This is a genomic window from Comamonas sp. MYb69 (assembly GCF_037479315.1).
Taxonomy (GTDB): Bacteria; Pseudomonadota; Gammaproteobacteria; order Burkholderiales; family Burkholderiaceae_C; genus Comamonas.
Window position 1 is genome coordinate 132304 of record NZ_JBBGZG010000006.1, and the last position, 23456, is coordinate 155759.

Here is a 23456-nt window from a genome sequence, read left to right on the forward strand (position 1 = left end):
ATGACCCTCAGCCAGGACTTTGCGCGGCGCATTGCCGATGCCCGCCCGCTGGAAGATGCCGCCGCCGTGCAGGCCGCACGCGAAGGCGTGCTGGATTTTCTGGCTTCGGCCTTTCCCGGCGCAGCCGACCCGGCCTGGCACAAGCTGCGTGGCGTACTGCCGCAAGCTGGCGGCGCGGCCCGTGTGATCGGCCAAGCCACCACGGCCGATGCCGCGAGTGCCGCCTTGCTCAACGGCTATGCCGGCCATGCTTTGGACTTTGACGATGTGCACTCCAGCGTGCGTGGCCACCCTGGCACCGTGCTGCTGCCGGCCCTGTTTGCGCTGGCCGATACCCTGCCCGCAGCCAGCGCCCTCGACCTGCTGGATGCCTATATCGTCGGCGTCGAAGCCATGGCCCGCCTGGGCCTGGCCCTGGGCAGCAAGCACTACGAAAACGGCTTTCACAACACCGCCACGCTGGGGCCTCTGGGGGCAGCCGCTGCCTGCGCCCGCCTGCTGACGCTGGATGCCGCCGCCACCGAAAACGCACTGGGTCTGGCCGCCACGCAGGCCGGTGGTCTGCGCCTGCAGTTTGGCAGCGAGGCCAAGCCGCTGCACGCCGGTCTGGCCGCACGCGCTGGCCTGTTTGCGGCGCAGCTGGCACAGGCCGGCCTGCAAGGCGCACCCGGCGTGCTGGAAGCACCCATCGGCTTTCTGGACGCCTATGGCTTTGGCGCAGCCGATGCAGGACGCGCGCTGGCCGACTGGGGCGCGCCCTGGCAGATCGTCACGCCCGGCCTGTACTTCAAGCCCTATGCCTGCTGCACAGCCACGCACTATGCGGCCGACGCCGCGCTGGCGCTGCGCGCCACGCACCAGCTGCGTGCCGAGGACATTGCCGCAGTGCGTGTGGTCTTCCCGCCCGCCGGGGATACGCCACTGACCGTGACCGACCCAGCCACCGGTCTGGAAGGCCGCTTCAGCGTCGAATATGTGCTGGCCGCTGCCTTGGTCGATGGCGCGCTGGGCCTGTCGCTGTTTGACGAGCGCCCTGCCCGCGAAGACCTGCGGGCCTTTGGCCGCCGTGTCAGCCGCGCCCATGACCCGCATGCAGCGCGTGCCTCCACCGACCCCAAGACCCGTTTCTCCACCGTGGAAGTGACGCTGCACGACGGCCGCCAGTACACGCAGCACGTGCAAGGCCTCAGCCGTGCCAAGGACCTGGCCGCCAAGTTTGCCGACACCACGCAGCAGCAGCCAGAGGCACTGCGCGCCGTGCCTGCACTGGTTGGCCGCATGCTCAGCCGTGACGACCTGATTCAACTGACCGCTTTGTTCTCTTTGGTGCAAGCATGACCTCTACCTCCACTCCCCGCCAGATGCGCCTGGGCCTGTTCCTGCAAGGCGCCGGCCACCACGTGGCTGGCTGGCGCCACCCCGATGCCGAGTCTGGCAGCGAAAACCTGGGCCTGATCCAGCGCTTGGCCAAGACCGCTGAAGACGCCAAGTTCGACATGGTCTTCCTGGCCGATGGCCTGAGCGCCACACCCGACATGCACCCTTCGGCCGCACTGCGCTTTGAGCCGCTGACGCTGCTGTCGGCCCTGTCCATGACCACCAGCCACATTGGCCTGGCAGCCACGGCCTCGACAACCTACAGCGAGCCCTACCACATTGCCCGCTCGTTCGCCTCGCTGGATCTGCTCTCGCAGGGCCGGGCCGCCTGGAACGTGGTCACCACCTCGTACGACCGCACGGCCGCCAATTTCACCCGTGGCAACCACCCCAACCATGCCGAGCGCTATGCGATGGCCGGCGAGGTTGTCGATGTGGTCAAAGGCCTGTGGGACAGCTGGGAGGACGATGCCATCGTGCGCAACAAGGACAGCGGTGTGTACTTCGACCCCGCCAAGCTGCACACGCTGGACTACGAGGGCGCGCATTTCCGCATCAAAGGCCCGCTGAATGCACCGCGCCCGCCGCAGGGCCACCCCATCGTGATCCAGGCGGGCTCGTCCGAGCCCGGCCAGGCGCTGGCAGCCCGCACGGCCGATGTCGTCTTCACCGCCCAGCAGACGCTGGAGGAGGCCAGCGTTTTCTACCGGGGTCTGAAAAGCCAGCTGGGCCAGTGGAACCGCGACCCATCGCAGGTGCACCTGATGCCCGGTGTGTTCCCCGTCATCGGCCGTACGGCGCAAGAGGCCAAGGACCGCTACGAGCAATTGCAGCAATGGGTGGACACCTCGGGTGCACTGTCCATGCTGTCCGAGCGGCTGGGCCACGATATCTCCGGCTACCCGCTGGACGGCCCGCTGCCCGATCTGCCCGAGTCCGACCAGCTCAAGAGCCGCGCCAAGCTGCTGACCGACCTGGCCCGCCGCGATAACCTGAGCCTGCGCCAGCTCTACCACCTGGTCGCCGGCTCACGCGGACACCGCATCGTCGTTGGCACGCCGGCGCAGATTGCCGACGCGCTGCAGGAATGGTTTGAGGGCGAGGCCGCCGACGGCTTCAACATCATGCCGCCCTACTTCCCCGGCGGGCTGAATGACTTTGTGGCCCTGGTCCTGCCCGAGCTGCGCCGCCGAGGCCTGTTCCGTACCGAGTACAGCGGCCGTACCTTGCGCGACCACCTGGGCCTGAGCCGCCCGGCCAGCCGCTACGCTGCACGATAGGCAGCAGTCACGACACGGGAGACTGAAGCCGCCCAGCGCTGCTCAGCCCAAAACAAAGCCCTGGCCGTACCTGACAGCCAGGGCTTTGTTGCAATGCTCTTCTGCCTTTGAACAGGCGCTTACTGGCGAATCACTTCCGCACCGGACGGAATCGCAAACTCGAACGCCGAGCCCGGCAGCGAAGGCAGGGCCTTGAAGCCGACAAAGCGCAGCACCGAGCGCTGGCCAAAGCCATCCTCGATCTCCAGGGTCTGCAGCTCATCGCCCTTGAAGCCGACCTTGACCTGCTTGATCTGGCCGTCCTTGTTCTTCGGGATGGCCTGGGCCCATTGCTGGCCATCGGCCTCGGGCAGGCTGCTCACGTCAAACTCGGCCTTCAGCGCCTGCAGGCTCGACGCGGACGCCAGCAGGGCCGCAGGCGTCTGGCCCAGGGCCTTGCTCTGCTGGCGCTGGGTGACCTGGTTCAGGTCGGCGTCATAGACGGTCAACACCGTGCCATCGGCGACGATGGTCTGGTCAAACGGCTTTTGGTAGATGAACTTGAACTTGCCCGGCCGCTGGAATGCAAAGCTGCCGCTGGAAGTCTTGACCCTGCCTGCCTGGCCCTGCTTGGCGGGCGAGGTGACCGTCTGCGTGAACTGGGCTTCACCGGCCTGCGAGCTGGTCATGAACTTTTCCAGGCTTTGCAGGCCATCGGCCTGTGCCCAACCGGCCAGGCTGACCAGGGCGGCTGCTGCGATCCATTGTTTCATCGTGAATCCTTTCGTGCTTTGCGAACAAAGCCAATGCATGGGCCACTTTCGGGCCAACAAGGGGTTTGGAGTGCGGCAGCGGGCCACAAGTGCCAGCTGTGGGCCGCCAAGGCGCTGGCTTTGCGAATGTTTACCCGCCGCTGCGCTATTCTTCACCGCCGGGACGGTGGGCCACCAGCACTTCGCGCTGGCCGCTGCCGGTCAAGGCGCTCACCAGGCCGGCGCGCTCCATCTCTTCGAGCAGGTTGGCCGAGCGGTTGTAGCCAATGCGCAGCTTGCGCTGCACGTAGGAGATGCTGGCCTTGCGGTCCTTGAGCACGATCTCGACCGCCTGGTCGTACATCGGGTCCTTCTCGCCACTGCCGCCGCCCTCTTCATCGCCAAAGCCGGAATCGCCCTCACCGGTGCTGCCTTCGAGCACGCCGTCGATATAGTCGGGCTCGCCCTGCTCCTTGAGGTAGCTGACGACGCGGTGCACTTCCTCGTCGGACACAAAGGCGCCATGCACCCGCACCGGGAAGCCCGTGCCGCTGGCCATGTAGAGCATGTCACCCATGCCCAGCAGCGCCTCGGCGCCCATCTGGTCCAAGATAGTGCGGCTGTCGATCTTGGAGCCCACCGAGAACGCGATACGCGAGGGGATATTGGCCTTGATGAGGCCGGTGATCACATCGACGCTGGGGCGCTGGGTGGCCAGGATCAGGTGAATACCGGCAGCGCGCGCCTTTTGCGCCAGGCGTGCAATCAGCTCTTCGATCTTCTTGCCGACCACCATCATCAGGTCGGCCAGCTCGTCGATCACCACAACGATATGCGGCAGGCGCTGCAGGGGCTCGGGCGACTCGGGCGTCAGGCTGAAGGGGTTGGGGATGCTTTCCTCGCGCGCCTTGGCCTCGTCGATCTTGGTGTTGTAGCCCGCCAGATTGCGCACGCCCAGCTTGCTCATCAGCTTGTAGCGGCGCTCCATCTCGGCCACGCACCAGTTCAGGCCGTTGGCCGCCTGCTTCATGTCGGTCACCACCGGGCACAGCAGGTGCGGAATGCCTTCGTAGACCGACATTTCCAGCATCTTGGGGTCGATCATCATCAGCCGCACATCCTTGGCCTCGGCCTTGTAGAGCACGGACAGGATCATCGCGTTGATACCCACGGACTTACCGGAACCGGTGGTACCGGCGACCAGCACATGCGGCATCTTGGCCAGGTCGGCCACCACCGGCTTGCCGATGATGTCCTTGCCCAGGCCCATGGTCAGCAGGCTCTTGGCATCGTGGTACTCGTGCGAGCCCAGGATTTCGGTCAGGCGGATGGTCTGGCGCTTGGCATTGGGCAGCTCCAGTGCCATATAGGTCTTGCCGGGGATGGTCTCGACCACGCGGATCGACACCAGCGACAGCGAACGCGCCAGGTCCTTGGCCAGGTTGACGATCTGCGAGCCCTTGACGCCGGTGGCCGGCTCGATCTCATAGCGGGTGATCACCGGGCCGGGCGCCGCCTCGACCACGCGGACTTCGACGCCAAAGTCCTTGAGCTTTTTCTCGATCAGGCGGCTGGTCATCTCCAGGGTTTCGTAGGAGACGCTCTCCTGCGACTTGGGCGCCGCATCGAGCAGGTCGACCTGGGGCAGGCGTGTGTCGCGCAGCTCGTTGAACAGCGGCTTTTGCCGCTCCTTGACCACACGGGCGCTGGGCTGCGCCTGGGGCTTGAGCGGCTGGGCGATATGCAGGCCCGAATCGACAGCTGCGCTGCGCGGTGCAGCGGGCAGCATGCTGTCCAGGCCATCACCGGTCGGATCCATGCGCGAGGCCATCGGTGCGGGTGCCGCACTGCTGACCTCGGCCTCACGCGCCTGCGCCGCCTTCTTGCCCACGGCCTTGTCGGCAGCGGCTTCGCGGCGCAGCATCAGCTTTTGCAAAGTGCGTTCAATCCCGGCGCCGACCTTCTCGGCGATCTGGCCCCAGGAGAAGCCCAAAATCCAGGACAGGCCCAGCAGCAGCAGCATGACGCCGACAATGCCCGAGCCGGTAAAACCCATCCAGCGCTCGGCCAGCGGGCCGAGCAAAAAGCCCAGCACACCGCCGGCAGCGCCGGGCAGGCTGGCCTCAAAACGGTAGAGGCGCGACCATTCCAGCGCCGCGCTGGCCAGCAGCAAGACCACGAGCCCCCCCCAGAACACCATGCGGCGCAGCCACAGCGGGCGCGGATCATTGGGGGGTGCCTCCCCGGCGCGCAGCCAGCGTGCCAGCGACGAGAACCAGGCCAGCACGGCCGCGACCACCAGCCACCAGACCGAAAAACCCACCATGAAATAGCCGCCGTCAGACACCATCGCGCCCAGGCGCCCCATCCAGTTGCTGACATGGCCGGCAATTTGGGTGCCCGAGGTGGACCAGGCCGGGTCCTTGGGCGAGTAGCTGACCATGGCCGCCACGCAAAACGCCATCAGCACAAAACTGACGATGAGCACCAGCTCGTGCCCAAAACGGCGAACCCCCATCACCAGCGAATGGCCGGTCTGGGGTGCTGTCTTTGATTTCTTTGATGAGTAAGCCATAACCTAGGAGCCAGAGCTTACCCTAAGCGGATTGCAAATTCGATAGCAGGCCAGGCGCCTGGGGCTGGGTGATGCCCCGGTGCGACGCGGTGCTTCAGGCAAAGTGCGGGCCGCCCTGCGGCACAGAACGGGCCGCCAAGGCCGCGACAGGCGCTGGCCATCAGCACAAATACCCAATAAAAACATTAGTCTGATGCACGAAAAGCATGGCTCGCCACCGGCCCTGGCCCCCTGTCACCTGGCAATACGCAACATTTTGTAATCTACCTATCTTCCTACAAGCCCACCCCTTGCGCCAGCACGCCGCAACGATTGTTGTCATTGGTGCGCAAAGGCAGCGCCGGGCGTCCTCAGGTGCTGCGATGGCTTGCGACAATCAAGGACATTGACACAAGCCATCCACAGAGGGTGGCTAGTGTTTGATACTCTTTCATGTTTTGCTGCGCGCGAGCCAGCCCCCTTGATTGATTCGCAGATGCCCCGCATCTGCTCCCCATGAATGCGATAGGAGTTCTATGTCCGCCATCCACCAACATGCCAAAGTACTGATTCTGGGCTCGGGCCCTGCGGGCTACACGGCCGCCATCTATGCGGCGCGTGCCAACCTCGATCCCGTCCTGATCACCGGCATGGCCCAGGGCGGCCAGCTGACGACCACCACCGAAGTGGACAACTGGCCCGCCGATGTGATGGGCGTGCAAGGCCCGGCGTTGATGCAGCGCTTTTTGGAGCATGCCGAGCGCTTCAAGACCCAGATCATCTTTGACCACATCAACCAGGTCGATTTCAGCAAGCGCCCCTTTACCTTGAAGGGCGACAGCGGGACCTACACCTGCGACAGCCTGATCATCGCCACCGGCGCATCGGCCAAGTACCTGGGCCTGCCCACCGAAGAGGCCTTCATGGGCCGTGGCGTGTCGGCCTGTGCGACCTGTGACGGTTTCTTCTACCGCGAGCAGCCCGTCTGCGTGATCGGCGGCGGCAACACTGCCGTGGAAGAGGCGCTCTACCTGTCCAACATCGCCAGCAAGGTGACCCTGGTGCACCGCCGCGACAAGTTCAAGGCCGAGCCCATCCTGGTCGACAAGCTGATGGAGAAGGTCCAGGAAGGCAAGATCGAGCTCAAGACCTACTTCACGCTCGATGAAGTGCTGGGCGACCAGTCGGGCGTCAACGGCATCCGCATCAAGAGCACGCAGGACGGCCACACCGAAGACATCGCGCTGCAAGGCTGCTTTATCGCCATTGGCCACCACCCCAATACCGACATCTTCCAAGGCCAGCTGGAGATGGAAAACGGCTACCTGGTGACCCAGATGGGCCGTGGCGGCTTTGCCACACAAACCAGCGTGCCCGGCATCTTTGCCGCCGGCGACGTGCAAGACCACATCTACCGCCAAGCCATTACCAGCGCGGGTACCGGCTGCATGGCCGCGCTGGATGCCCAGCGTTTCCTCGAGCAGGAATAAACCACAGAGCAAAGGGCCTAGCCCGAATTTTGCTTTCGGGTTATAATCCTTGGCTTTGCTGCTTGCCGCCTTTTGCTATTTCGCAATCTTCGGCGCGTGAACAGGAAACTACGGCAGGTTTGCCAGCGGTCTTGCACCACTGAACAGGCCCGGCCGTGAACATGGGCTACCGCCACCCTTTGATTGGCGAGGTGAGGCTGCAAGCCGCGCTGTCTTTAACGAGGCAGACAGGGCAAGCAGCTGTTAAAACTTTCGGAGTGTCCTGATGGCACGCGTTTGCGAAGTAACGGGCAAGAAGCCCATGGTGGGAAACAACGTTTCCCACGCCAACAACAAAACCAAGCGCCGGTTCCTGCCGAACCTGCAATATCGCCGTTTCTGGGTGGAAACTGAAAACCGCTGGGTTCGCCTGCGTGTTTCCAGCGCCGCTCTGCGTCTGATCGACAAGAACGGTATTGATTCTGTGCTCGCAGACCTGCGCGCACGTGGCCAAGCTTAAGGAGTATCACCATGGCATCCAAAGGCGGACGCGAAAAAATCAAGCTGGAATCGACAGCCGGCACCGGTCACTTCTACACGACCACCAAGAACAAAAAGACAATGCCTGAAAAGATGTTGATCACGAAGTTCGATCCCAAGGCTCGCAAGCATGTGGATTACAAGGAAGTGAAGCTGAAGTAATCAGCCTGTACGCCACCATTCACCTGGTGGCATGCAAACACCACAAAGGACACCTCGGTGTCCTTTGTGCTTTTCTGCGTCCGGTTTTCGGTGACCGGCGCTCGCATCAAGCCCTGGGCGGCAGGCCCAGCTGCGCATGCATCATGCGCCCCAGGCTGCGGTAGGCCTCGTCCACTGCGTCGGTAAACGGCATGCCGCAGCTCAGCCGCAGAAAGTGGTCGTAATGGCCGGTGTTGCTGAACATGTCGCCCGGCGCCACGCGGATGCCCACGGCCAGCGCCTCGTCGTACAGGCGGCTGGACGAGATTTGCTCGGGCAGCTCCAGCCAGATGCTCAGGCCACCGGCGGGCAGGCTCAGGCGCGTGCCGATCGGAAAATAGCGTGCGACGGCCTGCGCAGCGGCCTGGCGCTGCACGCGCAGCTGCTGGCGCAGGCGCACCAGGTGCCGCATGTACGACGGTGACCCCACCGTGCGCGCCCCCAGCAGCTGGGGCCAGACCGGCAGGTTGCGCGAGCGGGCAAACTTGATCATCTGCACCCGCTCCTGCCAGCGCCCGGCATTCATCCAGCCCAGGCGCAGGCCCGGCGCATAGCTTTTGGACAGCGAGGAGCAATAGATCACCGAGCCATCGGTGTCCCAGGCCTTGCAGGGCTTGAGCACCTCGTCGGATTCGACAAATTCGCGGTAGATATCGTCCTCGATCAACGCCACCCGGTACTCGCGGCACAGGGCCACCAGGCGCCGCTTGTGGCTGTCGGGCATGGTGGCGCCCTGGGGCATCTGCAGATGGGGCACGACCACAACGGCCTTGAGGTGGGGGTGGGTGCGCAAGGCCAGCTCCAGCGCCTCGATCGACATGCCGGTGTGCGGGCTCGACGGGATCTCCAGCGCCTGCAGCTTCTTGGCCTCGATCGCCTGCAGGATGCCGTAGAAGGTCGGCGACTCAATCGCCACCATGTCGCCCGGCTGGGTCAGCGCATCGAGCGCCAGATTCACCGCCTCGGAATTGCCAAAGGTCGCCGCAATGTCCATCGGCGCCAGGCGCACACCAAAGCCCAGCGCATAGCGCGCCATCGAGGCCTGAAAATCCGGATGGGTGAACGGCGCCGAAGGCCCATGCACCAGAATCTGCGGCTGCTCGCGCAGCAAGGCCACGGCCAGCTGGTTGAGCAGTTTGGCATCGAACAGCTCGGGCGCCGGCATCGCGCTGCCCAGATCCACCTTGAGCGGCCCCTTGAGGCGCGCCTTGTTCAGGTACTCGGCCGCCCGCTCGCCAATGCCTTCAAAGCGGTGGTCCTGCATCGGAAAAGGGCCCAGCTGCAGCGGCTCGCGCGCCGCGGGCATCTGCAGGGCCGTATCGCTGACAAAGTAGCCCACCCGGGGCCGCGCCTCGATCAGGCCGCGCGACTCGAGCACGCGCAGCACCTGCAGCGCCGTGCTGTGGCTGACATGGTGCTGGCGCCGGATATCGCGCACCGAGGGCATGCGCGCGCCCACACCCAGGGTCTGCTGGGCAATGGCCTGCTCAAAATGCGCGGCGATGCGCTCGTACAGAAACGCATCGTCCGCAGGCGGGCTGCCTGCCGCGTCTAGGGCATGGCTTTCGGGGATGTCACACAGACTCTCTTCTAACAGCGGCACAGCAGGACTCCTGGTTCCGGGAACCTGTCCTTCACCCTTGTGCGCCACCGCAGTGGCCAGGGCCAGGTTCCCATTCGCAGCGCTATGGTCTCAGGTTCAACCCTGACAGAACAGATACAGAAACTGTGATTTTGAACCAGAACAGCCGCTTTGTGCTTGCGCTGTTCTGCCCGACCCTGGTGCGGACTGTGTCTGTTGCGTTGCAGCGCGTTTTTTTACGCTAGAGCCCTGTTCTGCAATGCTCAGGAAAGCGCAAAAATGACCACCAGCACCACCGCCCGCCTCGCCACCGCCCTGCCAGGCAGCGCCAGCCCCAAGGCCCAGACCAGCGCCCCGGCGCAGCCCGCCATCCACAGCAGCAGCCTGGCCTTGCGTGCAGGCCAGGGCCAATGGTTGTATTTGGAGGCGGGCAGCAGCCTGTACTGCCGCGCCGGGCAGCTGCAGATCAGCTCGCCCTGGCACAGCGCGCTGCGCCTGGTGGCCGAAGAGGCCCCGCACTGCAATGGCGCGCATGCGGGCTGGTACTGGCTGCAAGCACAAGGCCTGCAGCCCGCCCAATTGCTGGTGCAGGTGCAGGCCTATGCGGGCTGGCGCGCCGGTTGGCGCAGTGTGGCCGACTGGCTGGGCTGGAAAGGCTGACAGCAGAGGCCGCCTGCCAAGGCGCAATCGCCTTGGTGGCCAATGCCTTATTGGACTGACTGCCTTACTTGCGCTGCCAGACGGCGGCAAAGAAGCCGTCGGTCTGGTGCAGGTGGGGCCACAGGCGCAGGTACTGGCTGCCGCTGTCACCGCCGCTGCAGAGGCTGGCGGCCTGCTCGACCTTCAGGCCCGCCAGCAGCTCGCCGGCATCCATCGGCACAAAGTCCGGGTGGGCGGCGGCAAAGGCCTCGGCAATCGCCTCGTTCTCAGCGGGCAGGATGCTGCAGGTGGCATAGACTAGGCGGCCGCCGGACTTCACCATGCGGGCACTGCTGGCCAGAATGGCGGCCTGCTTGGCCGTCAGCTCTTCAATCGCCTTGGGGCTTTGGCGCCATTTCAGATCGGGATTGCGGCGCAAGGTGCCCAGGCCCGAGCAGGGGGCATCGACCAGCACGCGGTCCATCTTGCCGGCCAGGCGCTTGACCCGCTCATCGCGCTCATGCGCAATCGCAGCCGGGTGCACATTCGACAGGCCCGAGCGGGCCAGGCGCGGCTTGAGCGCCTCCAGACGGTGGGCCGACACATCAAAGGCGTAGAGGCGGCCGGTGCTGCGCATGGTGGCGCCAATGGCCAGGGTCTTGCCGCCGGCGCCGGCGCAAAAATCGGTCACCATCTCGCCGCGCTTGGCATCCAGCAACAAGGCCAGCAGCTGCGAGCCCTCATCCTGCACCTCGACCCGGCCTTTGACAAAGGCCTCCAGGCGCGACAGCGCAGGCTTGTCGGCCACGCGCAGGCCCCAGGGGGAGTACGGGGTGGGTTCGGCCTTGATGCCCGCTTCCTTGAGCTCTTTCTGCAGCTCGCTGCGCTTGGTCAGCAGCGCATTGGCGCGCAGATCCAGCGGGGCCGTCTCCAGCATGCTGGCGGCCAGCTGCTCGAACTGCTCACCCACCTGGGCCTGCAGCGGCTCGACCAGCCACTCGGGCAGGTTGTGGCGGTGCTGGGGCATGAGGCTGGCCGGCGCAATCGCGTCGCAGTCGTCGAGCCATTGCACTTCCTGGTCGCTGAGCGCGCTTTTGACAAAGCTGCGCGGGCCGGCAAAGCCCAGGATGGCCAGGCGGCGCTCGCGCGCACCGCTGCCCGAGCGGGCCAGCGATTCAAACAACGTTTTCTTGCGCAGCACGGTGTACACCGTCTCGGCCAGCGTGCCACGCTCGCGCGGGCCCAGGTTGCGGTGTTCACGGAAATAACGCGACACCACGGCGTCGGCCGGGTGTTCAAAGGTGAGGGCCTGCGCGACCAACTCGGCGCAGGCATCTAAGAGGGCTTTGGGGTGCATAGCCGCTATTGTCCCATTGCGCCAGTATCCGGGCGCCAGGCCCGGCTAACCGGTGAGCGGCGCTGTGCCGCTGCTGCGCGCGCCACCGGGCTGCTCGGTGCGGTCATAGACCAGGCCCCAGGGCATGGCCGCCAGCTGGCGCAGCGCGGTGGGGCCCAGCTCCTCGACATGGACGATCCATAGCGGCATCAGCTTGCACAGCAGCAGCTCGCGCTCCAGGTAGCCGCGCCACTGCAGCTCCAGCCGCTTGTTGTCCTGGTAATGCACGCCGGGCCGGTCGAGCACCAGCACCAGCGCATAGGCCCCCGGCAAGCTGCGCAGTGGCCGCGCCAGCAGCCAGGCACGGCGCAAGCGCGGGCAGTGCTGCAGATGCAGCTGCAGTGCTGCAAGCTCGGAAGCCCACAGCGGATGCGCCAGCGCGGTACAGGCGCGCGCACCCAGCAGGCTGCCCTGCACCAGGCGCTCATCGCGCAGCGCCTGCAGCTGCGTGCGGGCCAGCGCCTCGCGCGCGCGCCAGTCGCTGCGCAGCTGGCGCACCGAGGCCTCGTCAAAATCCTCATCCTCCAGCACATCGAGCACGCCCGAGGCCAGCCGGCACCAGGCCGCGCCCATCGCCGGCAGCTGCGCAAAAGCCTGCGCCAGGTACTGCAGCTGCGCCTCCCAATCCATGCCCATGTGCAGGCTGGCGCAGGCGGCCAGCGCACGGGCGTTGCCCGGCTCCAGCTCCAGCGCGCGCTGGTAGATCGGCAACGGAGCATCCTGGTGCTGCACGGCGGTGCTTTGCAGTTGCCAACCCAGCTCCACCAGCTGGTCGGCATCCAGGTAGGGCTCGCGCGGCATCAGCGCGGCCACGCGCGCGGCCGAGGCGCTCAGGATCTGGCGGTAGGCCACCCAGTCATGGCCATGGCGCACACACCAGCGCTGGTCGAGCAGCTCGATCCAGCGCTCCGAGCGCTTGCCCAGCCAGGCCAGGCAGTTGCTGCTGGACATGGGCGTAAGGCCTGGGGGCACATCCAGGCCCCGCAGGCGCTCGCGCAGGCTGGGGGGCGTGTCCTGGTAGCTTGCGGGTGCATGGTATTCCTGCTTCCAGCCCTGGTAGACCCAGTTCACATCCATGCTGTGGTTCATCACCCCGGCCATCAGGCTGAAGGGCCCTATCGGCGAGGCCAGCTCGCGGGCGCGCAGCCAGTGCATGGTCCAGAACTGCTCGCGGAACCAGCGCCCGCGCACCGCCACCTCAGAGAGCGCCTCGCCCATCAGCGGCTTGCTGACCCAGCGGGCTGCCATGCGGTCGGCAACGGCCTCGTCCTGCCGCGCCAGCACAAAGCTGGCCGCCCACCAGCGCGGCAAATACCAGCGCATGAAGCGCTCATTGGCCCAGCCCAGGTGCGTCATCTGGCGCGCATCGGCGAGGCGCTCATGCAGCCCCTGCAGGCGGCGGCGGGCGCGGTAGACCGCGGCCTGCAGCCAGCCCTGGCGGCGGCGCAGATGGCTGTATTCCTGGGCAATCAGGGCCACCAGGCGCGGCCGGTCAATCGCCATCGCCAGCGGCAGGCCCAGCAGCAGGTGGTAGCGCGCGGGCAGCAAGCCGCCCAGCCGCATCTGCTGCGCAATGCGCAGGCCATAGTCTTCGGTGATCACCAGCTGGGAGATACGGGGGCCGCGCACCTTCTGGCGCACGCGCTCGAGCGCCTCAAAGAGGCGCGGGCATTCGGCAGCGGGCACGGCGATTCCCTCGGGCGCGACCCAGTCCGAGCGCGTCAACCGCAATACGCTCAGCAGCAGTGCCAAGCCGGCAAACAGCCCAAAGATCTGCAATCCATGGAATCCAAGGTAGACCAAGGACAGCACTGACCAGGCCAGCAAGACCAGGCCCAGCAGCAGACCGCCCCAGATCCACAGCCCCGCCAGCAGCAGCATGCCAAAGACATGGCGGCGGAAAACCGCCGGCTCTGATGCAGCGGCGCGCGTATAGGCATCGACCCGCTGCACAAAATCTATCTGCTCCACCCCACCCTCCGAACAGGTTCTGGCCGCGCAGCGCTGGTGCCTGGCGCGCACGGGCCATGTCGGCATGTGCAGGCGGGCGCATCTGCTAGGCTTGGTTATTTTTTCAGATTATGGAACAGCACCCGATGCCAGCACCAGCTATTTCGCCCGGACTCTACCGCCACTACAAAGGCCGGCTCTACCAGGTCTGGCAGCTGGCCCAGCACAGCGAGACACGCGAGTGGCTGGTGGTCTACCAGGCGCTGTATGGCGATTACGGCTGGTGGGTGCGGCCAGCGGCCATGTTCAGCGAGGACGTGGAAGTGAACGGCCAGCGCCAGCCCCGGTTTGCGGCTTATACGCCACAGACCGAGACGCCTGACCAGGTGTGACCGCGTTGCGCAGCGCTCAGCGCGCCTGCAACAACGCGCGCACCGCCTTGGGGTAGATCTGGTGCTCTTGCACCAGCACGCGCGCGGCCAGCAGCTCGGCCGTGTCGCCCGGCAGCACGGGCACCAGGCCCTGCTCCAGGATGGGGCCGGCATCCAGATCGGCCGTGACCTGGTGCACCGAGCAGCCGGCAAACCTGCAACCGGCATCGATCGCGCGCTGGTGCGTGTGCAGCCCGGCAAAGGCTGGTAGCAGCGAGGGGTGGATGTTGATGAGCCGGCCGCTGTAGTGCGCGACAAAGCCGGGGGTCAGAATGCGCATGAAACCAGCCAGTACCACCAGCGACGGGGCATGGGCATCGATGCACTGCATCAGCGCTGCGTCAAAGCTCTCGCGGCTGTCGTAGGCCTTGTGGTCCACCACGGCGGTGGCAATGCCCTGCTGCTGGGCAAACTGCAGTCCGCCGGCCTGGGCCTTGTTGCTGACCACGGCCGCCACCCTCGCCCCCAGTGTCTCCTGCCAGCGCTCTTGCTGCGCGGTTCGCACGATGGCCGCCATATTGGAGCCGCTGCCGGAGATCAGGATGACGATGTTTTTCATGGAGGCGGCATTATCGCAGGGCGGCGAACGTCCCGAAACACGCCGCGGCCTCAAATGGCGGATAATCAAAGGCTTTACTGAATTCACAGCCACGTTTACGGGCTCGCCCGCAGTTACTCCATGAGCGCAAAAGCACCTGTCGATCCGATTCGCAAATTCCTCGAAACCGCCCGCCACCAGATTTCTGTGGGCAACCTCACGGGTGCCGCCCAAACCCTCAACGATGCACGCCAGCGCGCACCACGCGATGCACGCCTGTTCGTGCTCGCCAGTTTGATGGCAGAGAAATCCGGCAACCTCCAAGGTGCCTTTGATGCGATGCAGCGCAGTGTGACCTTGGCCCCCGACTGGGCGCCCGGCCTGCTGGAGCAAGCCCTGCTGTACGCGCGCCATAACCGCGAGCACGATGCCATGGCTGCCGCCGAGAAAGTGATTGCGCTGGAGCCCAACAATGCCCGCGTGATTGCCGGCGTCGTTGATATCGCCCACCGCATCGGCAATACCGAGATGGCCATCCGCCACCTGCGACGCGCACTGGAGCTGATTCCTGGCGACCGTACGCTGCGTCGCCATCTGGCGGTTGACCTGGGCACCGTGCGCCAGTACGACGATGCGCTGGCCGTGTTTGGTCCGCTGATCGACGAGGAGCCGGGCGACCACCTCTCGCGCATTGGCCGTGTGCAGATGCTGCAAGCGCGTGGCACCATGCAAGAGGCCCTGCCCGATACCACGGCACTGCTGGCGCTGCAGCCCGAAGACAAGATCTACCAGTACTACCACCAGCTGGCCCAGGGCCAGGTGCCCGCGCATGTGCCGGTCGAGCTGACCACCCACATGTTCGATGGCATGGCCTCGGTCTATGACATGCACATGGTGCGCCATCTGGCCTATAGCCTGCCCAAGCAGGTGGCCGACCAGCTGCTGCAGATCTTCCCGGACCGCCGCTTCAACCTGCTGGACCTGGGCTGCGGCACCGGCCTGCTGGGTGCGACGCTGGGCGCCATCGACGGCTATATCCTGGGTGTGGACATGTCGGCCAAGATGCTCGAGCAAGCGGCCAAGCACAAGGTCTACTACAAGTTCCACCAGGTCAACCTGCTCGAAGCGCTGGCGGCCACCCCGGCCAACACCTTCGAGGCCATCACCGCGCTGGATGTGCTGATTTATGTCGGCGACCTGCAGCAAACCCTGGCCGATGCCTACCGCGTGCTGACCCCCGGCGGCGTACTGATCTTCTCCTGCGAGCACGGTGATGTCACCGGCCCGGACAGCCAGCTGCAGCCCTTTGGCCGCTACACCCACACCTTGAGCAGCACCGTGCGCCTGGCCAAGGCTGCCGGCTTTGACCGTGTTGACACCCGCGATGTGGAGCTGCGCATGGAAGCGGGCCAGGCCGTCGATGGCTTTGTGGTCACCGCCTCCAAGCCCAAGGAGGCCTGATAGCCCACCGCTCTGAGAGCCCGCCAACGGAAAAGGCCTTGTCTTGCGACAAGGCCTTTTTGCTGGGGATGGCAAGGCAGCGCTCAAGCCGTCAGACGCGAGCTCTTGGGCACATGGGCCATCAAGAACTCCATCTGGTCGGTCAGGATGCGGCGGTTGCGCAGAATGAAGTCTTCCCAGAGGCTGGGGGTGTAGGGCGCATAGAGCAGCGGCATATGCGCCTGCTCGGGCGTGCGGCCTGCCTTGTGGTGGTTGCAGGAGGCGCAGGCCGTCACCACATTCATCCAGGTATCGGGCCCCTTTTGGGACACCGGAATGACATGCTCGCGGGTCAGGTGCTCTTCGTCAAAATGCTCGCCGCAGTAGGCGCAGATATGGCGGTCACGGCCAAACAGCTTGCTGTTGGTGAGGGTCATGCGCATCGCAAAGGGGTCGATACCAGGCTTGCCACGGGTGCCGATGATGCTGGCCACCTCGATGCGTGACTGCAGGCCGGTGATGGCGTTATGCCCGCCGCGGAAGCAGGCGACGCTCGAGCCCGCCTCCCAGCGCACATCACCTGCTGCGTAGTGCGTCACCGCCTCCTGCAACGTGATCCAGGATTGCGGAACGCCACTTGCCGATAACTTCAACACCTTCACAATGGGCCTCCTGCGCATTGGGAATTGAACCGAAATACCGTTGACCCGCGCGGCGCCTGGCCACGAAAAATGCCGCGACCCACGCACATGCTGCACGCAGACCCGGGCACCAAGTCATAATGGTCAATATACACTTTTATTGTGAAATTGCACACCAGCGCTCGGCTCGAAAGCGCAAGCCGCTACAAAAAACAAAGCAAAGATGAAAATCTTCAGAGGACTTGACCACCCCGAGGTCACCCGGCACTGCGCCCTGACCATTGGCAATTTTGACGGGGTGCACCGGGGCCACCAGGCCATGCTGGCGCTGTTGCGCAGCGAAGCGCAGCGCCGGGGTCTGGCCAGTTGCGCGCTCACCTTCGAGCCCCATCCGCGCGACTACTTTGCCCAGGTGCTGAACAAGCCCGACCTGGCGCCTGCCCGCATCTCCACCCTGCGCGACAAGCTCGACCAGCTCGCCCAGTGCGGCATTGACCAGGCGATTGTGCTGCCCTTCAATGCGCGGCTGGCTGCGCAAGCCCCACAGGCCTTTATCGACGATGTGCTGCTCAAGGGGCTGGGCACCGGCTACCTGCTGGTGGGCGATGACTTCCGCTTTGGCCACCAGCGCGCGGGCGATTACGCGATGCTGGTCGAGGCCGGCCGCAAGCAGGGCTTTGATGTGGCGCGCATGAACAGCTACGAGTCCGATGGCCTGCGCGTGTCCAGCACGGCTGTGCGCCAGGCGCTGGGCCAGGGCGATATGCCAGCAGCGGCCAAGCTGCTGGGCTACCCCTATGCGATATCGGGCCATGTGGTGCATGGCCGCAAGCTGGGCCGCCAGCTGGCCGAAAGCCGCGCGGGCGCGGGCGACGGCTTTCGCACCTTGAACCTGCGCTTTGACCATTGGAAACCCGCTGCCAGCGGCATCTTTGTCGTGCTGGTGCACGGCCTGTCGGCCCAGCCGCTGCCGGGCGTGGCCAACCTGGGTGTGCGCCCCTCGCTGGACCCGAACGACGTCAACGGCGGCCGCGTGCTGCTGGAGACCCATTGCCTGCAATGGCCCGCGGAACTGGGTGGAGACGGGGCATACGGTAAAATCATCCGAGTGGAACTTCTACACAAACTGCACGACGAGCTCAAATACGACAGTCTGGACGCCCTGACCACAGGGATTGCCAAGGACTGCGCGGATGCCCGTGCCTTCTTTCATACGGCCAGCCACGCCGAAACCCGTCGCCAGACCACGCGCGACCGAATTTGACGCTGACTTGACTGCGCCGTGCCGCGCAGAAGTCCGCACTCGCCTGCACCACGTGCACGTCAGACAACGCTTCTGCGCTATACATTTTTCCACTGACCGGCATGATCACCCCGCCCGGATCAGGACCATGTTTTGCTTTGAAGGTATTTATGTCCGACAAATCGTCCCCCGCAGAAAAGGCCTCTGCGTACCGCGCCACCTTGAACATGCCCGACACCCCGTTTCCGATGCGCGGCGATCTGCCCAAGCGCGAGCCGGGCTGGGTCAAGGACTGGGAGGACCAAGGCATCTACAAGCGCCTGCGTGATGCCCGCAGCGGCGCGCCCAAGTTTATCCTTCACGACGGCCCGCCCTACGCCAACGGCAAGATCCACATCGGCCACGCCGTCAACAAGATCCTCAAGGACATGATCGTCAAGAGCCGCCAACTGGAAGGCTATGACGCGCTGTACGCGCCAGGCTGGGACTGCCACGGCCTGCCGATCGAGAACGCGATCGAAAAGCTCCACGGCCGCAACCTGCCCCGCGACGAGATGCAGGCCAAGAGCCGCGCATTTGCGACCGAGCAGATCGGCCAGCAGATGGCGGACTTCAAGCGCCTGGGCGTGCTGGGCGACTGGGACCATCCCTACAAGACCATGAACTATGCCAATGAGGCGGGCGAGCTGCGCGCGCTCAAGAAGGTCATGGAGCGGGGTTTTGTCTACCGGGGCCTCAAGCCCGTCTACTGGTGCTTTGACTGCGCCTCGTCGCTGGCCGAGTTCGAGATCGAATACGCCGACAAGCAAAGCCAGACGCTGGATGTGATGTTCCCGGCGGCCGATCCGGCCAAGCTGGCAGCCGCCTTTGGCCTCGCCAAACTGGACAAGGAAGCCTTCATCGTCATCTGGACGACCACCGCCTGGACCATCCCGGCCAACCAGGCCTTGAACGTCAACCCCGAGCTGGAATACAGCCTGGTCGATACCGAGCGCGGCCTGCTGGTGCTGGCCAGCGCGCTGGTGGACAAGTGCATGGAGCGCTGGGGCATCGAAGGCAAGGTGATCGCATCGGCCCCCGGCAAGGTGCTGGACCACATGCCCTTCAAGCACCCGCTGGCCCATGTGGACAAGGGCTATGACCGCATCTCGCCCGTCTACCTGGCCGACTACGCCACGGCCGACGACGGTACCGGTATCGTGCACTCGGCGCCGGCCTACGGTCTGGACGACTTCAACTCCTGCGTCAGCAATGGCATGGACTACAAGGACATCCTCAACCCGGTGCAGGGCAATGGTGTCTATGAGCCCGAGCTGCCGCTGTTTGGTGGCCAGCACATCTGGAAGGCCGTGCCCGTCATCCTGGACGCGCTCAAGGTTGCCGGCCGCCTGATGGACACCAAGACCATCACCCACAGCTACCCGCATTGCTGGCGCCACAAGACGCCGGTGATCTACCGCGCCGCCGCCCAGTGGTTCATCCGCATGGATGAAGGCGAAGGCGTGTTCACCGACCCGGCCCAAAAGCCTGCCCAGACCCTGCGCCAGATCGCGCTGGACGCCATCGAGCACACCAGCTTCTACCCGGAAAACGGCCAGGAGCGCCTGCGCGCGATGATCGCCGGCCGGCCCGACTGGTGCATCTCGCGCCAGCGCAGCTGGGGCGTGCCCATCCCCTTCTTCCTGCATGTGGACACCGGCGCGCTGCACCCGCGCACGATGGAGATCCTCGACCAGGCCGTGGGCATCGTCGCAGAAGGCGGTATCGAGGCCTGGAGCCGTGTGACCGGTGAAGAGATCCTGGGCGCCGACGAGGCCAAGCTCTACACCAAGAGCACCGACATCCTCGAAGTCTGGTTCGACTCGGGCTCGACCTTCTGGCATGTGCTGCGCGGCACCCACGCCGAGCACCACCATGACAGCGGCCCCGAGGCCGACCTGTACCTGGAAGGCCATGACCAGCACCGTGGCTGGTTCCACAGCTCCTTGCTGCTGGCCTCGGCCATCTTTGGCCGCGCGCCCTACAAGGGCCTGCTGACCCACGGCTTCACCGTCGACGGCCAGGGCAAGAAGATGTCCAAGTCGGTGGGCAACACCGTCGCGCCGCAGGATGTGAGCAACAAGATGGGCGCCGAGATCATCCGCCTGTGGGTGGCCTCGACCGACTACTCGGGCGACCTGGGCATCGACGACAAGATCCTCGCCCGCGTGGTGGATGCCTACCGCCGCATCCGCAACACCCTGCGCTTCCTGATGGCCAACATCAGCGACTTCGACGTGGCCAATGATGCGGTGGCCTATGAGGACCTGCTCGAGATCGACCGCTGGGCCCTGGCCCGCTCGGCCCAGTTCCAGGCCGAGCTGCTGGCGCACTACAAGGTCTATGAGTTCCATCCCGTGGTGGCCAAGCTGCAGCTGTTCTGCTCCGAGGACCTGGGCGGCTTCTACCTGGATGTCCTCAAGGACCGGCTCTACACCAGCGCCGAAGGCAGCCTGGCACGCCGCTCGGCCCAGACCGCGCTGCACCAGATCACCCAGGCCATGCTGCGCTGGATGGCGCCCTTCCTGTCCTTCACCGCCGAAGAGGCCTGGAAGATCGTCGGCAACAGCGAAACCATCTTCCTGGAGAAATTCTGCGACCTGCCCGCCGGCGACGAGGCCCTGCTGGCCAAGTGGGCGCGCATCCGCGAGATCCGCGATGTGGTCAACAAGGACATCGAGACCCTGCGTGCCGATGGCAAGGTGGGCGCGTCGCTGCAGGCCGAGGTAGCCATCAGCGCCCAGCCCGAGGACCTGGCGCTGCTGCAGACCCTGGCTGACGACCTGAAGTTCGTGCTGATCACCTCGGCCGCCACGGTGGCTGCCGGTGATGCGCTGAGCGTGGCCGTCAACCCATCGGACAAGGCCAAGTGCGAGCGCTGCTGGCACTACCGCGACGATGTGGGCCAGAACCCGGCCCACCCCACCCTGTGCGGCCGCTGCGACAGCAACCTCCATGGCGCGGGTGAAACCCGCCTGATGGCCTGATGAACGCCGCCGCCACCCCTGCCGTGGGCAGCGCCGGCAAAGGCCGGTTTGTGCTGTGGCTGGTGATTGCTGCGGTGATTTTCTGGCTGGACCAGTGGAGCAAGGAATGGATCCTGGCCCACTACCAGCTGGGCGACTACACCACGATCACCGGCTTTTTCAACATCGTGCGGGCGCACAACCCCGGCGCGGCCTTCTCGTTCCTGGCCAGCGCCGGCGGCTGGCAGCGCTGGCTGTTCACCGGCATTGGGGTGGTGGTGACGGCCGTCATCGTCTGGCAGCTCTACCGCCACAGCCACAAGTCCCTGTTTTGCCTGGCACTCAGCTGCATCATGGGCGGGGCGATTGGCAATGTGGTCGACCGCATGCGCCACGGCTATGTGGTCGACATGCTCGACTTCCACTGGACGGGCAGCCATTTCCCGGCCTTCAACCTGGCCGATTCGGCCATTTGCCTGGGCGCCTTCCTGCTGATTCTGGACGAGCTGCTGCGCATGCGCCGGGGCGAAAAAGGCTGATCAGGCTTTCTGCCGCGTTTATAGCCAATACCCAGGCACCGCCCTCGCCATGCGACGGCGGTGTTTTTTATCGGTGGCTCCCCTTCCTCCACAACAGCCGCTGCCAGGCGCCCATCGCCGCCTGGCCTGCATAAAAAGAGACACATTGGCATTCGCCCTACAGCGCGGCGCGCTTATCAGGGGTATAGTGTCCGGTTCGCCTTATGAAACACTTGCTCAATCTTCTTGCCGCCATTGCGCTGCTGGTGTGGGGCTCTCATATGGTGCGCACAGGGGTGCTGCGCGTCTTTGGCGCCAACCTCCGCAACCTGCTGGCGCGCAGTATGAGCAACCGTTTTACCGCGATGCTCTCGGGCATCGGGGTCACGGCCCTCGTCCAGTCCAGCAGTGCCACCTCCCTGATGACCGCGTCCTTCGTCGGCCAGGGCCTGATACCGCTCACCGCCGCCTTGTCGGTCATGCGCGGCGCCGACGTGGGCACCGCCTTGATGGCGGTGCTGTTCTCCACCGACCTCTCCTGGCTCTCGCCGCTGCTGATTTTCTCGGGCGTCGTGCTGTTCATCTCCAAGCAGGATTCCACGCCCGGCCGCGTGGGCCGCGTCTTTATCGGCCTGGGCCTCATGCTGCTGGCGCTGCGCCTGATCGTCGAGGCCACCGAGCCCCTGCTCGCATCCGAAGCCGTGCGCACCCTGCTGGTCAGCGTCAAGAGCGACTTCTTCATGGAGCTGCTGCTGGGCGCGATCCTGGCTGTCATTGCCTACTCGAGCCTCGCCATCGTGCTGCTGATCGCGGCCATGGCCGCGTCGGGCGCCATCACCGGCGATATGGCCCTGGGCCTGGTGCTGGGTGCCAACCTGGGCAGCGGTGTGCTGGCCGTGCTGCAAACGGCCAAGTCCAGCATCGAAGTGCGCCAGGTCACCATCGGCAACCTGATCTTCAAGATCATGGGCGTGGCCATCGTCTCGCCGTTTGTCGGCTTGTGGGTCACCTATGCAATGCCCTACATCAACGATGCGGGCCGCTCGGCTGTGCTGTTCCACCTGGCCTTCAACATCCTCAACACGCTGGGCTTTATCTGGTTCACCGGCGTGATCGGCGACTGGATGCGCAAACTGCTGCCCAAGGAGGAAGCCAACAAGGGCCCCCAGCGCCCGCGCCACCTCGACGCCTCAGCCCTGTCCACCCCGTCGCTGGCCATCTCCTGCGCCGCGCGTGAAGCGCTGCACCAGGCCGATGTGGTCGAATCCATGCTGATTGGCCTGCACAACGTTGTGCAGACCGACAACCAGCAGCTGTCGCAAGACCTGCGCAAGCTCGATGACACGGTCGATGAGCTGTACTCGGCCATCAAGTACTACATGACCAAGATCTCGCGCGCCGAACTGGACGAGCGCGAGAGCCAGCGCTGGACCGAAGTGATCAACTTCACGATCAACATGGAGCAGATTGGCGACATCATCGAGCGCGTGCTCACCGATGTGGAGAACAAGAAGATCAAGAAGCGCCGCCAGTTCAGCAAGCAGGGCATGGAAGAAATCAACGAGCTGCATGCCCATCTGCTGGACAACCTGCGCCTGGCGATGAGCGTGTTCCTCTCGGGCAATGTGCGCGATGCACAAAAGCTGCTCGAAGAAAAAGCGCGCTTCCGCGACCTGGAGCTGGCTTATTCCGCCTCGCACCTGGAGCGCCTGTCGCACAACACCGTCCCCAGCATCGAGACCAGCTCGCTGCACATCGACCTGATCAGCGACCTCAAACGCATCAATTCTCTGCTGTGCTCGGTTGCCTACCCGATCCTGGAAGCCGCTGGCGCGCTGGCCCATAGCCGCCTCAAAGACGACCCGGAGCCCGCCCGCCACTGAGGCAGCGGGCCGGAATTCGCATACAATCCCTGATGCTG

Annotated in this window: 19 protein-coding genes; 12 read left to right on the forward strand and 7 right to left on the reverse strand. The window is 65.0% G+C overall.

Annotated features, from left to right (window positions below; translation table 11 throughout):
- Together WH303_RS10440 and WH303_RS10445 are read left to right on the forward strand one after the other, a co-directional pair.
- Nucleotides 1-1338 (forward strand): MmgE/PrpD family protein, encoded by a 1338-nt coding sequence (locus WH303_RS10440; protein ID WP_339518339.1) that lies wholly within the window; start codon nt 1-3, stop codon nt 1336-1338.
- Complete coding sequence (locus WH303_RS10445) at nt 1335-2657, forward strand: LLM class flavin-dependent oxidoreductase (protein WP_339518340.1); 1323 nt, start codon at nt 1335-1337, stop codon at nt 2655-2657. Before WH303_RS10440 ends, WH303_RS10445 begins: the two co-directional genes overlap by 4 nt.
- A gap of 119 nt (nt 2658-2776) precedes the next feature.
- Here the strand turns inward: WH303_RS10445 and lolA are convergent, their stop codons facing one another.
- Together lolA and WH303_RS10455 are read right to left on the reverse strand one after the other, a co-directional pair.
- The gene (gene lolA / locus WH303_RS10450) at nt 2777-3409 is read right to left on the reverse strand and encodes an outer membrane lipoprotein chaperone LolA (protein ID WP_021026862.1); all 633 of its coding nucleotides are present in this window, start codon (nt 3407-3409) and stop codon (nt 2777-2779) included.
- Nucleotides 3410-3554: 145 nt separating this feature from the next.
- Nucleotides 3555-5963: a DNA translocase FtsK gene (locus WH303_RS10455; protein WP_445228274.1), complete on the reverse strand. Its 2409-nt coding sequence runs from the start codon at nt 5961-5963 to the stop codon at nt 3555-3557.
- Nucleotides 5964-6478: 515 nt separating this feature from the next.
- Here WH303_RS10455 and trxB point away from each other — a divergent pair.
- The 3 genes from trxB (at nt 6479) to rpmG (ending at nt 8113) form a co-directional block, all read left to right on the forward strand.
- Nucleotides 6479-7432: a thioredoxin-disulfide reductase gene (gene trxB, locus WH303_RS10460; RefSeq protein ID WP_339518341.1), complete on the forward strand. Its 954-nt coding sequence runs from the start codon at nt 6479-6481 to the stop codon at nt 7430-7432.
- Nucleotides 7433-7697: 265 nt separating this feature from the next.
- Complete coding sequence (rpmB, locus tag WH303_RS10465) at nt 7698-7931, forward strand: 50S ribosomal protein L28 (protein WP_021026859.1); 234 nt, start codon at nt 7698-7700, stop codon at nt 7929-7931.
- Between the two features lie 11 nt (nt 7932-7942).
- On the forward strand, nt 7943-8113 hold the full coding sequence (rpmG, locus tag WH303_RS10470; protein WP_021026858.1) for a 50S ribosomal protein L33: 171 nt from the start codon (nt 7943-7945) through the stop codon (nt 8111-8113).
- A gap of 106 nt (nt 8114-8219) precedes the next feature.
- Here the strand turns inward: rpmG and WH303_RS10475 are convergent, their stop codons facing one another.
- On the reverse strand, nt 8220-9755 hold the full coding sequence (locus tag WH303_RS10475) for an aminotransferase-like domain-containing protein (RefSeq protein WP_445228275.1): 1536 nt from the start codon (nt 9753-9755) through the stop codon (nt 8220-8222).
- A gap of 258 nt (nt 9756-10013) precedes the next feature.
- Between WH303_RS10475 and WH303_RS10480 the strand changes: the two genes are divergently transcribed.
- The gene (locus WH303_RS10480; protein ID WP_339518342.1) at nt 10014-10394 is read left to right on the forward strand and encodes a hypothetical protein; all 381 of its coding nucleotides are present in this window, start codon (nt 10014-10016) and stop codon (nt 10392-10394) included.
- A gap of 64 nt (nt 10395-10458) precedes the next feature.
- Here the strand turns inward: WH303_RS10480 and WH303_RS10485 are convergent, their stop codons facing one another.
- Both WH303_RS10485 and WH303_RS10490 read right to left on the reverse strand, forming a co-directional pair.
- Nucleotides 10459-11730 carry an RsmB/NOP family class I SAM-dependent RNA methyltransferase gene (locus WH303_RS10485; RefSeq protein WP_339518343.1) on the reverse strand — a complete coding sequence of 424 codons (1272 nt, stop codon included), beginning with the start codon at nt 11728-11730 and terminating at the stop codon, nt 10459-10461.
- A gap of 45 nt (nt 11731-11775) precedes the next feature.
- The gene (locus tag WH303_RS10490; protein WP_339518344.1) at nt 11776-13740 is read right to left on the reverse strand and encodes a M48 family metallopeptidase; all 1965 of its coding nucleotides are present in this window, start codon (nt 13738-13740) and stop codon (nt 11776-11778) included.
- Between the two features lie 125 nt (nt 13741-13865).
- Between WH303_RS10490 and WH303_RS10495 the strand changes: the two genes are divergently transcribed.
- On the forward strand, nt 13866-14111 hold the full coding sequence (locus WH303_RS10495; RefSeq protein ID WP_043338519.1) for a DUF1653 domain-containing protein: 246 nt from the start codon (nt 13866-13868) through the stop codon (nt 14109-14111).
- A 16-nt stretch (nt 14112-14127) separates the two neighbouring features.
- On the opposite strand, the gene purN is transcribed toward WH303_RS10495, so the two are convergent.
- Nucleotides 14128-14709: a phosphoribosylglycinamide formyltransferase gene (gene purN, locus WH303_RS10500; RefSeq protein WP_021025294.1), complete on the reverse strand. Its 582-nt coding sequence runs from the start codon at nt 14707-14709 to the stop codon at nt 14128-14130.
- A gap of 120 nt (nt 14710-14829) precedes the next feature.
- On the opposite strand from purN, the gene WH303_RS10505 reads away from it, so the two are divergent.
- A complete protein-coding gene (locus WH303_RS10505) occupies nt 14830-16149 on the forward strand; it encodes a methyltransferase (RefSeq protein WP_339518346.1) in 1320 nt (439 codons plus the stop codon).
- Nucleotides 16150-16232: 83 nt separating this feature from the next.
- On the opposite strand, the gene WH303_RS10510 is transcribed toward WH303_RS10505, so the two are convergent.
- The gene (locus tag WH303_RS10510; RefSeq protein WP_027010515.1) at nt 16233-16790 is read right to left on the reverse strand and encodes an HNH endonuclease; all 558 of its coding nucleotides are present in this window, start codon (nt 16788-16790) and stop codon (nt 16233-16235) included.
- Nucleotides 16791-16992: 202 nt separating this feature from the next.
- Here WH303_RS10510 and WH303_RS10515 point away from each other — a divergent pair, with 202 nt between their 5' ends.
- From WH303_RS10515 to WH303_RS10530, 4 genes are all read left to right on the forward strand, one after another.
- Nucleotides 16993-18033: a bifunctional riboflavin kinase/FAD synthetase gene (locus WH303_RS10515; protein ID WP_339518347.1), complete on the forward strand. Its 1041-nt coding sequence runs from the start codon at nt 16993-16995 to the stop codon at nt 18031-18033.
- A gap of 149 nt (nt 18034-18182) precedes the next feature.
- The gene (ileS, locus tag WH303_RS10520) at nt 18183-21038 is read left to right on the forward strand and encodes an isoleucine--tRNA ligase (RefSeq protein WP_339518348.1); all 2856 of its coding nucleotides are present in this window, start codon (nt 18183-18185) and stop codon (nt 21036-21038) included.
- Nucleotides 21038-21556 carry a signal peptidase II gene (gene lspA, locus WH303_RS10525; RefSeq protein ID WP_339518349.1) on the forward strand — a complete coding sequence of 173 codons (519 nt, stop codon included), beginning with the start codon at nt 21038-21040 and terminating at the stop codon, nt 21554-21556. The genes ileS and lspA overlap by 1 nt, the downstream gene beginning before the upstream one ends.
- Before the next feature lie 203 nt (nt 21557-21759).
- Entirely contained in the window at nt 21760-23418 is a 1659-nt protein-coding gene (locus WH303_RS10530) for a Na/Pi cotransporter family protein (protein WP_021025300.1), read from the forward strand.
- Nucleotides 23419-23456 lie beyond the last annotated feature (38 nt).

Bases quoted from the DNA above. Each gene is read 5' to 3' on its own strand.
- WH303_RS10480 (WP_339518342.1), top strand. From the start codon at position 10,014: ATGACCACCAGCACCACCGCCCGCCTCGCCACCGCCCTGCCAGGCAGC.
- WH303_RS10530 (WP_021025300.1), top strand. From the start codon at position 21,760: ATGAAACACTTGCTCAATCTTCTTGCCGCCATTGCGCTGCTGGTGTGG.
- WH303_RS10455 (WP_445228274.1), bottom strand. From the start codon at position 5,963: ATGGCTTACTCATCAAAGAAATCAAAGACAGCACCCCAGACCGGCCAT.
- lspA (WP_339518349.1), top strand. From the start codon at position 21,038: ATGAACGCCGCCGCCACCCCTGCCGTGGGCAGCGCCGGCAAAGGCCGG.
- WH303_RS10445 (WP_339518340.1), top strand. From the start codon at position 1,335: ATGACCTCTACCTCCACTCCCCGCCAGATGCGCCTGGGCCTGTTCCTG.
- WH303_RS10505 (WP_339518346.1), top strand. From the start codon at position 14,830: ATGAGCGCAAAAGCACCTGTCGATCCGATTCGCAAATTCCTCGAAACC.
- WH303_RS10440 (WP_339518339.1), top strand. From the start codon at position 1: ATGACCCTCAGCCAGGACTTTGCGCGGCGCATTGCCGATGCCCGCCCG.
- rpmG (WP_021026858.1), top strand. From the start codon at position 7,943: ATGGCATCCAAAGGCGGACGCGAAAAAATCAAGCTGGAATCGACAGCC.
- rpmB (WP_021026859.1), top strand. From the start codon at position 7,698: ATGGCACGCGTTTGCGAAGTAACGGGCAAGAAGCCCATGGTGGGAAAC.
- WH303_RS10495 (WP_043338519.1), top strand. From the start codon at position 13,866: ATGCCAGCACCAGCTATTTCGCCCGGACTCTACCGCCACTACAAAGGC.
- WH303_RS10515 (WP_339518347.1), top strand. From the start codon at position 16,993: ATGAAAATCTTCAGAGGACTTGACCACCCCGAGGTCACCCGGCACTGC.
- trxB (WP_339518341.1), top strand. From the start codon at position 6,479: ATGTCCGCCATCCACCAACATGCCAAAGTACTGATTCTGGGCTCGGGC.
- WH303_RS10485 (WP_339518343.1), bottom strand. From the start codon at position 11,730: ATGCACCCCAAAGCCCTCTTAGATGCCTGCGCCGAGTTGGTCGCGCAG.
- ileS (WP_339518348.1), top strand. From the start codon at position 18,183: ATGTCCGACAAATCGTCCCCCGCAGAAAAGGCCTCTGCGTACCGCGCC.
- purN (WP_021025294.1), bottom strand. From the start codon at position 14,709: ATGAAAAACATCGTCATCCTGATCTCCGGCAGCGGCTCCAATATGGCG.
- lolA (WP_021026862.1), bottom strand. From the start codon at position 3,409: ATGAAACAATGGATCGCAGCAGCCGCCCTGGTCAGCCTGGCCGGTTGG.